Source organism: Micromonospora matsumotoense, from assembly GCF_900091525.1.
GTDB classification, from domain to species: Bacteria; Actinomycetota; Actinomycetes; order Mycobacteriales; family Micromonosporaceae; genus Micromonospora; species Micromonospora matsumotoensis.
The window spans coordinates 1-13,682 of sequence record NZ_FMCU01000020.1 but is presented as its reverse complement, the minus strand read 5'-3'; the positions used below and the strand labels follow the sequence as shown (position 1 = coordinate 13,682).

14 protein-coding genes and 1 pseudogene are annotated in these 13,682 nt (G+C 69.9%); 5 read left to right on the top strand and 10 right to left on the bottom strand.

The window, feature by feature from the left end; genetic code table 11:
• Nucleotides 1–8 precede the first annotated feature (8 nt).
• The 3 genes from mtnB to GA0070216_RS27970 are packed head-to-tail and all read right to left on the bottom strand — an operon-like array spanning nucleotide 9 to nucleotide 2,940.
• Nucleotides 9–656, bottom strand: coding sequence for a methylthioribulose 1-phosphate dehydratase (mtnB, locus tag GA0070216_RS27980; protein ID WP_091252307.1), 648 nt, complete (start codon nucleotides 654–656; stop codon nucleotides 9–11).
• On the bottom strand, nucleotides 653–2,173 hold the full coding sequence (gene mtnA / locus GA0070216_RS35805; RefSeq protein ID WP_176739175.1) for an S-methyl-5-thioribose-1-phosphate isomerase: 1,521 nt from the start codon (nucleotides 2,171–2,173) through the stop codon (nucleotides 653–655). Before mtnA ends, mtnB begins: the two co-directional genes overlap by 4 nt.
• Nucleotides 2,170–2,940: a class I SAM-dependent methyltransferase gene (locus GA0070216_RS27970; RefSeq protein WP_091252305.1), complete on the bottom strand. Its 771-nt coding sequence runs from the start codon at nucleotides 2,938–2,940 to the stop codon at nucleotides 2,170–2,172. The genes mtnA and GA0070216_RS27970 overlap by 4 nt, the downstream gene beginning before the upstream one ends.
• 338 nt (nucleotides 2,941–3,278) lie before the next feature.
• Here GA0070216_RS27970 and GA0070216_RS27965 point away from each other — a divergent pair, with 338 nt between their 5' ends.
• Entirely contained in the window at nucleotides 3,279–6,491 is a 3,213-nt protein-coding gene (locus tag GA0070216_RS27965) for a non-ribosomal peptide synthetase (RefSeq protein WP_176739174.1), read from the top strand.
• Here GA0070216_RS27965 and GA0070216_RS27960 read toward each other — a convergent pair.
• The gene (locus GA0070216_RS27960) at nucleotides 6,470–7,411 is read right to left on the bottom strand and encodes a LysR family transcriptional regulator (RefSeq protein ID WP_091252302.1); all 942 of its coding nucleotides are present in this window, start codon (nucleotides 7,409–7,411) and stop codon (nucleotides 6,470–6,472) included. The genes GA0070216_RS27965 and GA0070216_RS27960 overlap by 22 nt on opposite strands.
• 149 nt (nucleotides 7,412–7,560) lie before the next feature.
• Between GA0070216_RS27960 and GA0070216_RS27955 the strand changes: the two genes are divergently transcribed.
• Nucleotides 7,561–8,520: a DMT family transporter gene (locus tag GA0070216_RS27955; RefSeq protein WP_091252300.1), complete on the top strand. Its 960-nt coding sequence runs from the start codon at nucleotides 7,561–7,563 to the stop codon at nucleotides 8,518–8,520.
• Here the strand turns inward: GA0070216_RS27955 and GA0070216_RS27950 are convergent.
• The 5 genes from GA0070216_RS27950 to GA0070216_RS27935 all read right to left on the bottom strand — a co-directional run bounded on the left by GA0070216_RS27950 (nucleotide 8,514) and on the right by GA0070216_RS27935 (nucleotide 11,651).
• The gene (locus tag GA0070216_RS27950) at nucleotides 8,514–8,885 is read right to left on the bottom strand and encodes a hypothetical protein (protein WP_141723218.1); all 372 of its coding nucleotides are present in this window, start codon (nucleotides 8,883–8,885) and stop codon (nucleotides 8,514–8,516) included. The genes GA0070216_RS27955 and GA0070216_RS27950 overlap by 7 nt on opposite strands.
• A gap of 559 nt (nucleotides 8,886–9,444) precedes the next feature.
• A complete protein-coding gene (locus tag GA0070216_RS27945) occupies nucleotides 9,445–10,059 on the bottom strand; it encodes an AAA family ATPase (RefSeq protein ID WP_091252423.1) in 615 nt (204 codons plus the stop codon).
• A gap of 17 nt (nucleotides 10,060–10,076) precedes the next feature.
• Nucleotides 10,077–10,232 (bottom strand): hypothetical protein, encoded by a 156-nt coding sequence (locus GA0070216_RS34780; RefSeq protein WP_176739171.1) that lies wholly within the window; start codon nucleotides 10,230–10,232, stop codon nucleotides 10,077–10,079.
• A gap of 171 nt (nucleotides 10,233–10,403) precedes the next feature.
• Nucleotides 10,404–11,174 (bottom strand): phosphotransferase, encoded by a 771-nt coding sequence (locus GA0070216_RS27940; protein ID WP_091252421.1) that lies wholly within the window; start codon nucleotides 11,172–11,174, stop codon nucleotides 10,404–10,406.
• 15 nt (nucleotides 11,175–11,189) lie between these two features.
• The gene (locus GA0070216_RS27935; RefSeq protein WP_091252420.1) at nucleotides 11,190–11,651 is read right to left on the bottom strand and encodes a glycine-rich domain-containing protein; all 462 of its coding nucleotides are present in this window, start codon (nucleotides 11,649–11,651) and stop codon (nucleotides 11,190–11,192) included.
• A 46-nt stretch (nucleotides 11,652–11,697) separates the two neighbouring features.
• On the opposite strand from GA0070216_RS27935, the pseudogene GA0070216_RS27930 reads away from it, so the two are divergent.
• From GA0070216_RS27930 to GA0070216_RS34770, 3 genes and pseudogenes are all read left to right on the top strand, one after another.
• Nucleotides 11,698–12,165 (top strand): annotated as a pseudogene (locus tag GA0070216_RS27930) (IS701 family transposase); the annotation flags it as partial.
• A gap of 108 nt (nucleotides 12,166–12,273) precedes the next feature.
• Nucleotides 12,274–12,561 carry a hypothetical protein gene (locus GA0070216_RS34775; protein ID WP_176739173.1) on the top strand — a complete coding sequence of 96 codons (288 nt, stop codon included), beginning with the start codon at nucleotides 12,274–12,276 and terminating at the stop codon, nucleotides 12,559–12,561.
• Nucleotides 12,558–13,190 (top strand): TetR/AcrR family transcriptional regulator C-terminal domain-containing protein, encoded by a 633-nt coding sequence (locus GA0070216_RS34770; RefSeq protein ID WP_176739172.1) that lies wholly within the window; start codon nucleotides 12,558–12,560, stop codon nucleotides 13,188–13,190. Before GA0070216_RS34775 ends, GA0070216_RS34770 begins: the two co-directional genes overlap by 4 nt.
• 235 nt (nucleotides 13,191–13,425) lie before the next feature.
• Here GA0070216_RS34770 and GA0070216_RS34765 read toward each other — a convergent pair.
• The coding region (locus tag GA0070216_RS34765) for a hypothetical protein (protein WP_218108291.1) at nucleotides 13,426–13,682 on the bottom strand (257 nt) is incomplete at its 5' end.

Here is a 13,682-nt window from a genome sequence, read left to right as displayed (position 1 = left end):
GGTGTCTGTCAGTCACCGATGAGGAGGGCGAGCTGGCAGAGCGCTTCGAGGCACTCGAGGCGGTCGCTCGCCTCGGCCAGGTCGGCTCCCCAGGTGGTCGCGCCGTGGTGGGCGATGAGCAGCGCGGGTGCGGGGTCGGTCGCCGGGCGGGCGAAGTGGTCGTCGACCTCCGCCGCGATCCGGGGCACCTCGCGCCAGTTGGCGAACAGGGGAATCTCGATGCTGTCCAGGTACGACCGACCCATGCCCTTGATCAACTCCAGGTCGGTGAAGCGCACCGCCCCGCCTCCGGCACGGGACCTGCGGCTCGCCAGCGCGGTCGCGTACGGCGGATGGGCGTGCACCACCGCCCCGACCGTCGGGAAGGCCCGGTAGACGGCCAGGTGGATGCAGGTCTCGGCGGAAGGCTTGGGCGAGCCGGGTCGCACCGGCGCTCCCGTGTCGGCCCGGACGAGCACCGTGTCGGTGGAGGTGAGCCGCCCCTTGCCCAGCCCGCTGGCGGTGATCAGGACCGCGTCGGCTCCGGACCGGACCGAGACGTTGCCCGAGGTGCCCGGCATCCAGCCCTGGTCGTAGAGGGCCCGCGCCGTCGCGCTCAGCCCGACGGCGGCGTCGTACGGGGCGGTGGAGACGACGTCCACGGGGTGCGCCGTCATGACCGGTCGGTCTGGAGCGCGACCACCCGGTGGGGGTGCAGTCGACGGACTCCGCCCAGCCCGGCCAGCTCCAGCAGCACGCCGAACCCGGCCACCGCGGCGCCGCTCTCGGTGACCAGCTTCGCCACCGCGGCCAGGGTGCCGCCGGTGGCCAGCACGTCGTCCACGATCAGCGCCCGCCCGTCCGGTGGCACCGCGGACTCCTGCATCTCCAGCACGTCCTCGCCGTACTCCAGGTCGTACTTCACCGACCGCAACGGGCCGGGTAGCTTGCCGGCTTTCCTCACCAGGACCAGCGGCTTCCCCGTCGCCAGCGCGACCGCGGTGCCCACCATGAAGCCGCGTGCCTCGACCGCGACGATGTGGCTGAACGCGTCCCGGTACGCGGTGGCCAGGGCGTGGGCCGCCGCCCCGAGCGTCGCCGGCTGCGCGTAGACACCGGCCAGGTCACGGAACCGCACCCCGGGCCGGGGAAAGTCCTCGACCACCGTGGCGAGCCGGTCGATCCGGTCCGCCAGGTCACCGGTGCCCGGGTCGGCGGGGTACCAGAGGCGGTCCTCGGTCACGATCGCGGTGACCAGATCCCTCGGCGTGACGTCGAAGGCCGGATTGAACACCTCTGTGCCGGCGCAGGTGGTGTCGACACCGGCGATGGAGGTCACCTCGTCGCCCGGCCGCTGCTCGATCGAGATCGCGGCCCCGTGGGGCGTTGCCTCGTCGATGGTCGACTCCGGCGCGACGACCACGAACGGCACCCGGTGGCGGGCCGCCACGACGGCCAACGGGTACGTTCCGATCTTGTTGGCGACGTCGCCGTTGGCGGCGATCCGGTCGGCACCGACCACGACGCAGTCCACCAGGCCGGCGGCCAGCGCGCTCGCCGCCGCCGAGTCCACCAGGAGCCGATGGGGTATGGCGGCGTCGCGCAGCTCCCACACGGTCAGCCGGGCCCCCTGGAGCAGCGGTCGGGTCTCGGTGGCGAAGACCATCTCGACCTGGCCCTGCCCAGCGAGGTGGTGTACGGCACCCAGCGCCGTACCCACCCCGCCGGTGGCCAGCCGCCCGGTGTGGCAGTGGGTCAGGATCCGCAGCCGTGGCCGGGGGCAGAGTTCCCGGAGGAGATCCGCCGCCCGGGACGACGCGGCCCGGTTGACCCGCTCGTCCTCCTCGGCGAGTGCGGTGGCTTCGGCGAGTACCGCGTCGGCGCCCTCGGCCAGCCGGCTCAGGGCACGGTCGACCCCCCAGGCCAGGTTGACCGCCGTCGGCCGGGCCGCGACCAGGCGCGCGGCGTCCCTCCGTACCGGCTCGTCCGCCCCGTGCCGGTACGCGGACAACGCGACGCCCAGGGCGCCCGCGATCCCCAGCGCCGGGGCTCCCCGGATCGCGAGTCGTGCGATCGCGTCGATCAGTTCGTCGACCGTGGTGATGCGCAGAACGTTCCGGCGGTGCGGCAGAGCGGTCTGATCCACCGTGACGATGGCTCCGTCGTCCCACGCCAGGGTCGGATCGGCGGTCATTGCCCGGTCCCCGCGGCGTCCTTGGCCCCCGCGACGAGATACATCTGGCCGGGGGGCGAGATGTTGTTGTTCAGCATGTATGCCTGGATACGGTCGGGCGAGTCCTCGTGCGACCCGATCCAGTGGTCGATCTGCACGTCGGTGAACGGGCAGAAGTGCTGCACGTCGACCGTGCCGAAACCGGCGGCGGTCAGCATCGCCGCGGTCTCCTCGGGCGCCGGCGTGGCCCGCAGCAGCCATTCGCGGTCGGCGGAACCGTAGAGCGACAGCATCCGTCCGTCCGGCCACGAGGTGTTCCAGTTCGAGATCACCACACACCCGCCGGGGGCGAGGAGACCGTGGACGGTGGCCAGCGCGTCGATCCGGTCGGCGTCCGGTATGTGCGCGAACGTGCCCATCATGAAGGTCGCGAGATCGAAGCTCTGCTCCGGAAACGTGACGGTACGGATGTCCCCGCAGACCAGCTCCACCCGGTCGGTGATGTCGGACCGGCGCAGTTCCTCCCGGGCCATGGCGACCGCCGCGTCCGCGACGTCCAGGCCGACGCTGCGCCATCCGGCGCGGGCGAACAGCATCGGGTACCGGCCAGTGGCGGTACCCACGTCGAGCATTCGACCGGTGAGCTGTCCGCGCTCGGCGAGGGCGTGGAACAGGGCGTCGCGCTCCAGACGCTTCTTGACCTCGTCGACTCCGCGAAGATGGCGGTACTCGCGGTACCAGTCCGAGCGATATGTGATCGTGTCGGCGAACTGGTCGGTAGATGACATGGATCTCCCCTAACCAAAACGGATGTCCGAGCAGAACCAACCGACTGAGCAAAACCAGCAACCGGATCGCCGCGCTGCGAGGTACCCGCTGCCTGGATTGGCGGAATCGAACTGCCGCCGATGCCCCCACTCCCCGCTTTCCTGGGCACACTGACCGCCAGGTGACCCCAGTATTTCTATCTGCATCGATGGCGCAAATCAATTAAGAATTTCTACATCGAGCTTGTAGCGATTCTGCACAGAATTACAGGTCGATCAATGAGGCAAGTCCCCCTACAATTGTCGGACGACGGATGATGATCGCGCCGAATCACCCAGAATACGCAGGAGGTTGGGCCGTGCCTGGCAATGAGACGCCGATCGGCGGGACGGTCGACACGCTGCTGCGGAGAAGCGTCGAGGCCCATCCCGACCGCTGTGCCATGCGCAGCCAGGGACAGAGCTGGACCTACACCGAGTTGGACCGACGGGTCGGGCGGCTGGCCGGCGCACTGCGCGAACGCGGGGTGGGCCCCGGCACCCGGGTCGGACTGCTGCTGCCCCGGTCGGCCGAGTGCGTGGCACTCATCCTTGCGGTCCTGCGCCGGGGTGCGGCCTACGTCCCGCTGGACCCCGGCCACCCGGCCAGGCGGCTGGCGTACGTCCGCCGGCACAGCGGCGTCCACCTCCTGGTCACCGCCGGCGGGCACACCGCACCACCCGGCCCCGGGGAGGACGTCGCCCTCGCCGACCTGCTCCGGGAGGCCGAGGCGTCCACGACGGACGCCCCATCGTCGAGCGACGCCACCCCCGACGACACCGCACACATCCTCTACACCTCGGGCTCGACCGGGACCCCGAAGGGCGTGCGGCTCAGCCAGCGTGCGGTCGCGAACAACGTCCGCGCCTGCGTGCGCACCTTCGGCCTGCGGCCCGACGACATCCTCGTGCTCAAGACGCCGCTGACCTTCGACGTGAGCGCGTACGAGATGTTCTCCACCCTGGCCGCCGGGGCCTGTCTGGTCGTCGCGCCCCCCAGTGCCGAGGGTGATCCCGACCTGCTCGCGGCGACCGTCGACAACTACCGGGTCACTGTCCTGCACACCGTCCCGGCGCAACTCCGGGCGTTGACGGAGACCGGGGCGTTCGTCCGGAACACGTCCCTGCGGGCGGTGATGAGCACCGGCGAGAAGCTGCCGGTCGCGCTGCAACGGGCCTTCCACAGCGTCCGCCGGGAACCGCTCTACAACTTCTACGGCCCGACCGAGACCGCGTACGCGACCGCCTACCGGGCGGTGCCCGAAAACGCCGCCGCCTTCACGGACCAGGCCACCGTCCCGATCGGACGGCCGCTGGACAACGTCCGGTGCTACGTCCTGGACGACGCCGGACGGCCGGTGCCCGACGGTCAGACCGGTGAGCTGCACATCGGCGGGGAGAGCCTGGCGGACGGCTACCTGGACGACGACGAACGCACCCGGGAACGGTTCCACCCCGTCGACCTCGGTGGAGGGCGGACCGACCGGGTCTACCGCACCGGTGACCTGGTCCGCCGCCTGCCCGGCGGAGACCTCCTCTACCTGGGCCGGGCCGACGACCAGATCAAGATCGCAGGACAGCGGATCGAACTCGGCGAGGTGGAATCCGCCATCCTCGGTGTGCCGGGTGTCCGCGCGGCGGCGGTCACCGTACGGGAACGTGACCCGGACGGGGCGCCCGAACTGTCGGCCTTCGTGGAGTTCGACCCGACGGGTCACCGCAGCACCACGGACCTGCGTTCCGCGCTCGCGGCGTGGTTACCCGGACGCATGGTCCCCGCCCATCTCGTGCCGGTGGCGAGGATCCCCCTGCTGTCCAACGGGAAGACCGACCGGCTGGCCCTGGCCCGGCTGCACCCGTCGGCCCCCGCGCCCCGGTCGCCCGGGGGCCGACCGGTCACTCCGCTGCGGCAGGACACCCCGACAGCGGAACTGGTCCGCCGGTGCTTCACTGAGGCGCTGGGCTGTCCGCCACCGGCGGACGACAGCCACTTCCTGCACGAGGGGGGCGACTCCCTCCTCGCCATGCGGGTGGTGGCCCGGCTGCGTCGGGCCGGCGTACCGGTCTCCGTGGCCGAGTTTCTGTCCCACCCGGTGCTGGCGGACCTGATCGCGTACCTGGGCAGGCCCCCGGCCCGGCCAGTGCTGCCGGAGACCGGCGGCACCCGCCCGGCCACGGCCCCGACGGCTGCGGCGCCGGTACACGAGTGGTTCACCGAACGGGTCCGCACGGACCGGACGTACTGGAACATGTTCGTGCGGCTCCGCGTGCTCCGGCCGCTGGCCCCGGCGCACCTGGAGGCCGCGCTTCGGGCCCTCGTGGCGGCACACCCCGCCCTGCGCGCCCGGTTCGTCGACGACGGGACCGGCCTGCGGATGGTGCCCGCCGACGGGATCACCTCCCACCGGCTGGTACGCACCCTCGACGTGACCGACACCCCCGAGCGCGACGCCGCCGTCGACCAACTGCACCGGTCCCTCGATCCGTGCACCGGTGACCACCTGCGGGCGCTGCTGGTGCACGACCGAAAGAACGACGCCACACATCTCGTCGTCGCGATCCACCACCTCGTCGTCGACATCGTCTCCTGGCACGTGCTCCTCGACGACATGGTGGTCGCGCTGGACGCCCTGGAACGCGACGAGGAACCCTCGCTGCCGGCGCAGGCGGAGACCTTCCAAAGCTGGGTCGAAGCCCTGCCGGCACTCGGCACGGACCTCCACGAGGCGGCCTACTGGCTCTCCGTTCTGCGTCTGCGGCGGGCGGCACCGAGCCTGGCGGCGCGCGGCGCGGCACAGCCCGAGCAGGCCGGAGGACTCCTGACGTTCCGGGTCCCGACCGCGACGACCCGGCAGTTGCTCGGTCCGGCTCCGGTCCGGCTCGGCATGTGCGTCCACGACGTGATGGCGGCGGCTGTCGGGCTTGCGCTCGCCCGCTGGCGTCCGGACGAGGCCGTGACGTTCGACCTGGAGACCCACGGCCGGCACCGGTGGCCGCAACTGGACGGGGTGATCGGGTGGTTCACCGCCGTCTTCCCGGTCGCCTGGACCAGCGCGCCGGCGACCGACCTGGCCACCGAGTTGGCCCTCGCGCGGGCCGCGTTGGCGGCGGTGCCGCACGGCGGTACCGGTTACGGCGTCCTCCACCGTCACGCCGGCGACCCGGGGACGGCGGCGGCACTCCGGGCGACCCCGCCAGCTCTGGTCTGCTTCAACTACCTGGGCCGGGGTGACCTCGGCCCGCCCGGCGACCGGTTCCGGACCGACGGCACGCCCGTGCCGTGGGAGGCGCGCTCTCCGCGTGCCGAGCGGCCCTACCCGGTGGAGGTGTCGGCCGTGGTCCTCGACGACCAGTTCGCCGTGTGGCTGAGCTGGGCCCCCTCGCCCGCCGACGGGCTGGACGAGTCGTCGGTGCGTCGCCTCCGTACGCACCTACGGACCGTACTGGACGAGTTGGCGCTCGGCTGCGCCGCCGAGGCGGTCAGTGGTGCAGCGCCGTCACCCGTCCACCGTCAGCCGGGCCCGCACCGGTAAGTGCCGAGCCTGAACGTGTCGTCCAGATTGGCGGTGACCGCAGTGAACGCGTTGATCAGCCGCCGCAGGGTGGGCCGGCTGCGGGCGGCGCTGCGCACCGCCACCGAGATCCGTCGGCGCAACGGGCGCTCGGCCAGCATCAGGCACCGCACGTCGTACCGGGTCTGGGCGATGGTGATCGCCGGCACGAACCCGATGCCCAGGCCGGCCTCGATCATGGCCAGCAGGACGGTGAAGTCGTTGCTCATGTACGCGATCTCAGGCGTGAACCCGGCGTCGGCGCAGGCGCTGACCATGCCCGCGTGGCACAGGGTGCCCACCTGGCAGGTCAGCCACGGCTCGGCCGCGTACGCGGTCAGGGGCAGCGCCCGCTGGGCGAGTGGGTGTTTCGTCGGGAGGACGAGATACATCTGTTCACTGAACAAGGGGGTGAACTCGGTCCCGGGCTCGACCAGCGCCGGCAACGGGTCGTACTCGTCGACCAGGGCGAGGTCGATCTCTCCACGACGCAACGCCGGCAGGCTCTCGTGGGCCTCCATCTCGTGCAGGCCGATCTCGACCGGGCGTCCCTCGTTCACGCAGAACGCGAGGGCCTGCGGGACCGCCAGTCGGGAGACGCTCGGAAAGGACGCCAACTGCACGGCACCTTCGACGCCGTCCCGCAGGTGCGCGAGCTCGGTCTTGGCCTGCTCCACCTCGGCGAAGATGCGCTCGGCGCTGCTGACCAGCACCCGCCCGGCCTCAGTCAGGGTCAGTTGACGGCCCTTGCGCTCCAGCAACGGCATGCCAATTTCCTTCTCCAGGGTCGCAAGCTGCTGGGACACCGCAGAGGGAGTCAGCTGCGCCGATTTTCCGACCGCACTGACCGTGCCCAGAGAGGCGAAATGAGAAAGCAGGCGGAGTCGCCGAAGATCGAACATCGGTTCCAAACTTATCGGTCGCTCACAGGTGCATCACCGAGGATTACTTTTCGCATTCATCGCCTACACCCAGAGTGAGGTGAGTTGAAAGTACTACAGGTCAAAGATCCGTTCAATGGCTCCGGTACAAGAGACAGCAGGCACACGCTATGGATCATCAAACCGCATCCTCCTACGCCGGTCCGGACCGGCAGATCACCCCGGTTCCCGACGCCAGCCGGCAGGCGGCCTTCCTGGTACTGGTCGCCGCCGTGTTGTGGGGCACCACCGGTGCCACCCAGGTACTCGCGCCGCCCGAGGCGTCCGCGCTCGGCATAGGCACCGCCCGGCTCTGCACGGGCGGACTGATCCTGCTGGCGTGGGCCCTCGCCCACGGCGGGACCGCCGGGATGGCCGCCTGCTGGACCCGCTCCACCTGGGCGCTCACCGTGGTCGGGACCGGTTCGGTCGCCGCCTACCAGGCGCTGTTCTTCTCCGCCGTGCGCAGTACGGGCGTCGCCACCGGGACCCTGATCGCGATCGGCTGCGCGCCGTTGATCACGGGCCTGCTCGGCCTGGCGATCAAGGAAAGGCTCACCCGCCTCTGGGCGGTCGGGACCGCGATGACCGTCGCCGGACTGACGCTACTCTCCGTTCCCGGCGGTGCGGCGCTGGTCCGGCTCTCCGGGGTGCTGTATGCGCTGGCCGCCGCCGCCGCGTACTCGACGTACACGGTGGCCGGACGGATGCTGCTCTCCCGTGGGGTCGACGGGCGGGTCGTGGTCGGCACCTTCTTCGGTTTCGCCTGTCTGCCGATCGTCGCGCTGTCCGCCGGTGACGACTTCACGTGGCTGACCGCGTGGAACGGGATCGGCGTCACCCTGTGGCTGGGCATCGGCGCGACAGCGGTGCCGTACCTGCTGTGGATCCGTGGCCTCCGGACCACAGCGGTGTCGTCGGCCACCGCCATCGGCCTCGCCGAACCGTTGATGGCGAGCGCACTCGGCATCTTCGTCCTCGGCGAGGCGGCCACCCTCTGGACCCTCACCGGGATGGCGGCCATCGTCGCCGGGCTGGCGGTGGTCGGCCGCGACGGCACGGACGCCAGGGAGCCGGCGACGCGTCAGTAGATGGCGTCCCCGGGAACGGCGTCACCGGCGACCACGATCGGGATCGCCTGGGCCTGCCCCTCGGGGCTCGCCGGATGCGGGGCCCCCAGCACCAGCGCCTGCGACACGTACGGGCCCATCTCGCGCTCGCCGAGATTGACGCACGTCACCACGTTCGCACCGACCAGTTCGTCCTCGCCGATCAGCGCGTACTGGCCGACCGAGACGCGTTTGCCCAACGGACCGAGATCCAACTCGATCACCCGGCACGGGAAGCGCGTGTTCTCGGCCATGGGCGCCGACAGGACCCGTGCCACCCGGAGATCGACATTCTGAAACTTGCCAAAAGTGATCTGCGGCTTTACCGCCGCAGCAGCTCCGGCCATCGTCCGTCCTTTCCCAATGCCGGGGCCGAACCACCCTGCGGCGGATACGGCGGCCCCAAGTTCGGTAGCGAACCGGCCCCACTCTATCGGGTCGGGCGGGTGCGAGCCGAAACCGGAATGGCACAGGCCACCACGGGCCGAGCCCACGGTAGGACCACGCCCGGATTCCTCCTTTGCCGGCACGCCGGCCCACCACCCGACTCCCCACACCATTGAGGAACGCGAGCTCCAGCATCAGATCAGCGCAGTGCTCCATACCCACGCTGTGGATGCCGAAAATCCCATCCACCCTGGCCACAGCCACGTGACCACCAAGCATTGGAGCGGCCGGCCCTGGCGCGGAGCAGGCCGGGCTGAAGCGCGGCAGTGGTCGACGTCGTGTGCCGCATGACGATAGGGGTGTGCTGTTTCGACTGGCGTACCTCGGTGTGACCAACGCTCTGGCCCTGCTGCGGCTGCTGCCAATGAGCGACCGCGACAAGAACGCCGACATCCTGACGGGCGCATCGCGGTGAATACGGGCGGGCCTGAGCTGCGAAACTCCGGTGCAAAGTCGGTGTCACGAAGGCTCCGTCACGGTGATCGTCTGGTCGGCTTTGCGGGCGCAGTGCGGACATCGTCGTGGGCAGGGCGTCTGCGGTACGGCGGTGGTGAGGCCGCTGGCGTGCAGGATCGTGGTAACCGTCTGCCCGAAGGTGCTGGTCTCGCCGATGACGGTCTCCCCGGGGATGTCGAGCAGGTCGCGGTGGGTGTACCAGGTGCGCATCTCGTCGGGGGTGACGGGAATCGGCTCGTCGCGGCTGAGGTGACGGCGGACGGTCTCGTCGAAGGACACGTCCAGGTAGAACACGGCCACCGGCCCGTGATGGTCGTCGATGAGCTGGTGCAGCACGACCGCGTAGCGTTCGGTGTGCAGAATGCCTTCGAGGACGACGTGGTAGCCCAGGTCGAGGGCGGTGCGGACGGTCGTGGTGATGAACGTCGGGGCGACCGGGTCGATGTGGGCGCTGTCGTGTTCCCGGAGCACGGTTCTGCGCAGGTAGTCCTGTTCCAGCAGAGCCGCACCGCGTCCGAAGCGGCGGCGTACCTCGCGTGCGGTCGTGGTCTTCCCGCTGCCGGAGTTCCCTCGAATGATCACCAACGTGGGCGGCGAAGGCTTCGTCAGGTTCGGCATCGACATGGTGAACTCCGTCAGGCGGTGGCGGTCAGCCGGGGCACCATCGCGGCGGGCCCGGTGGTGTCGTAGTCGGCGGCTTGCAGGGTGAACAGCTCCGCGTACCGGCCGCCGGCGTCCATGAGCTGGTCGTAGATGCCAGACTCGACGAGACGGCCGGGTGCAGGACGCACCGGGCAGGAAAAGGTCGTCGTCGGTCACCAGGTCGACGGCGATCATGGCGGGCACCGACTTGTCGGCCCCACCTCCAGGGCGATTGCATAGTCGATCAGCGGGTCGTTGCCCAGGAGTTTCGACACGAGTTCGGCCTTTTTGGGCACCCTTCCGTTTGCACGGCCGACACTCTACGCCCGGTACCCTGCCCATTCGTAGGTCCAGCATGCGAGGTCACGCACCCAACGCTCGGTGTTCTGCCGTGATTTGTTAGCCCACTTTGAGGCGTTCCTCGCCGCGAAGTCGTCCAGGACCTCGGGGTCGGTCCCGGCCCAGGCGGGGAACTGGCTCAGCCAGTCTTCCGCCTGGGCCGGGGTGTGGCCGTTGCCGATCAGCCACTGAGTGAGCAACGCCAGCTCGACCCACGGTGCCGCCTTGGTCGCGTACGCCCAATCGACAATCCGAAGTCCGTCGGTTGTCAGGATCAGATTCGCCGGGTTGAGGTCGGAGTGCACGAGCGAATCGCCGTCCATCGCCGGATGGGCGAAGCTGATCCGCCCCGCCGGGGTGAACAGCCGCACGTCCGGCGCGGCAGTCTCTTGCAGCCCGGTGAGGGTCACCGCGAGCGTGTCGAGATCAGGACTACCGGGCGACAGGTCGGGGTGGGGGCCGTCCAGGTGCTCGGCCCCCACCACCAACCAGCCGTCGGACTCGAAGTCCCACAGGACCGTAGGCGGATACCTGCCAATGGCTTTGGTGACCGCCAGTTCGTATCGCAGTGACCGGACGCCCGGGCCCGAAGAGGCGGCCTTGACGAAGACGGTGTCGGTGGAGCCGATGACGGTCGACGCGATCTCCGCGTGGTCACCACTGGGAGCCGGGTACACGCCGATGATGCCGCCGACTCGTTCGGCGACCGCCGCCTCCACGGGCTCGGGTAGGGCGGCCCAGTCGCTGCGCATGGTCACCTCTCGTTGTTACCTGCCGGTGAAGTCCGGTTCTCCGGGTGGGCAGCACCACTCGGCTTCACCGTGCCAGAACTCCATGTCGACCCGGTACCCGGTGGCGTGCAGCGCCGCGAGGGTGAACGTGACGGCGGTGCCGTCCATCATCCCCTCGGTCAGGATGGGGATGTGGTGCACGAAGCTCCCGGCGATCTGCTCGCAGGCGGCGGCGTAGGGCACGGTGTGCTGCAACACGGAATGCCACACGGCGTCGACCGGGAGGGTCGGCACGACACGACCGATCGACCCGTCGGGCAGCAGCATCCCGAAATCCTCGCTCGTCACGGTGTCGACGTGCGCCCTGAGGAAGACCAGGAACTGCTCCACAGCCCGCTCGGCGTACACACGGGTGACGTGCCGGTCGGCGGCGAAGTAATCGACCAACTTCCCGAGCACCTCGGCCGTGACGAGGGTCTGAGGGTCGAGGGCGGTCATGCACACGCGCTCTTGGAAGAACTCTCCGAGAGCGCGGACAACGACAACCCGCCGCAACGACGACATGATCACCACCACCATGGGGACCGCCCGCGCGGAGGAGTTGATCGCCGCTCTGCCCGCTCGGGCGTGGTGCCGGCTCTCGGCCGGCGCTGGCGCGCACGGGCCACGGGAGTACTGGTGGGCGCGGGTGCCGGTGCGGATCTGCTGGCAGCCGGGCCGCGGACACTGGCTCCTGGCCCGGCGCAGCATCACCACCGGGCAGATCGCCTACTACGTCTGCTACGGGCCACGCCGGACCCGCCTGGTCGACCTCGCCCGCATCGCCGGCACCCGATGGGCGATCGAGGAGTGCTTCCAGCAGGCCAAGAACGAAGCCGGCCTCGACGAGTATCAGGTCCGCGACTGGCGGGCCTGGTACGCCCACATCACCCTCGCGGTGGCCGCCCACGCCTGGCTGTCCGTGGCCAGATCCCTTGCGACAAAAGGGGATCCCACACCGACGACGGCATGATGATCGGTCCGCTCGGCTGTAGGACAGGTCCTGGTCGCAGCCGCCTCCCGGGCCGCTCTGCCGGTCGGCGCGGCCGTACGCCGGGTCACCGGCCGCGAGCCCAGCTCGATGACGCGCCAGTTGGGCAATGCCGACCTGCTGCTGCGGCGGGAACTGCCGCTCATCGGCCTCGATTACCAACCGGACCTGCCCGCGCTGCGCGAGGTCGCCGTGCCCTGGCGGCTGGCCACCGGCCGGGAAAGCGTCGGCAAGCCGTACTACCGGCCGGCGCACATGCTCGCCGAGCGGCTCGGCGTGCCGTGCGAGGAGTTCCCGGGCGGACACACCGTCTACATCGAACAGCCAGACAAGTTCAGCGAAGCCCTCGAGAGGATCCTCGAAGGATTCCCCAGGTGAGCACACCCGCCGTGCCGCCGCCCCCGACGCGTCCGACGCTCAACCGCGAGTACCTTGCCACAGCCGCTCTCACGCTGATCGACGCCGAAGGGCTGCGCAAGTTCTCCATGCGTCGCCTCGGTGCGGTCCTTGGCGTTGACCCGATGGCCGCTTACCGCCACTTCGCGGATCAGGAGGCGTTGTTCGACGGCATCGCCGAGGTGCTGTTCGTCGAGATGGACACCGACTCACTGCCATGGCAGGCGCCGTGGCCGGAACTGGCCGCGCAGTACTGCCGCCGCCTGCGCGACGTGCTACTACAGCACCCGAACGCCGTTTCGGTGTTCGCCACCCGACCCGTGCGGTCATCGGCATCCATCGATATGGGTATCCGCGCGGTGGCAAAGCTGCAGAACGCCGGCCTGCCGCCCGCCACCGCCTTGCGGATCCTCCGATGCCTGCGGGAATTCACCATCGGGCACGCGCTCAGCGTGTCCATCCTTCAAGCGGGCGCACAGTCACGAAGCAGGAAACCTGACAAAGGCAGCCCGCAATACAACCTGTTGGCTCAGGCAGCCGACGAGACCACACCGGACGACCATTTCGAACCAGGCCTGCAAGCTATGCTCTGCGGCTTTCAACATTCCTGACCTCACCACCTGGACCGAAGTAGGTGTTCCTGACAATGCCGCCCGGTGCACTACTCTCGGCAGATCCGCGTGCCGCCGGGTCGCCCCTACCGTCACATTGCGGAGTCGGTGAGCTTCAGGCGCGAGCCCTCGCCTCCACTGCCGACCGCCAAACCGCACTTGCCGGTGCCGTTGGCTGCTATGTACATAGCTGGCGTACGCGGCTATGTACTGGGACTCGTACCCCGACACCCCGTCAGGGCCACTCTCGGGGATCGCGCTCAGCAACAAAGTTGGGTAGCACGTGCCACTCCGGCGGCTCTCCCATCACGATGCTCTTGAACTCGCGCAGCTGCGGCTTACCTGGTGGGAGAACCGGCGCGAACAGCTCGAAAAGCCGGTCGGCGTGCTCCGGCCCGTACTCGTCCCACGTCTTTGTCGCCAGCAGCCAGCAACTGCCCTGCGCCAAGCGCTCAGCCTCGACGAATGCGCCGCTGTCGCGAAGCCGGGCGA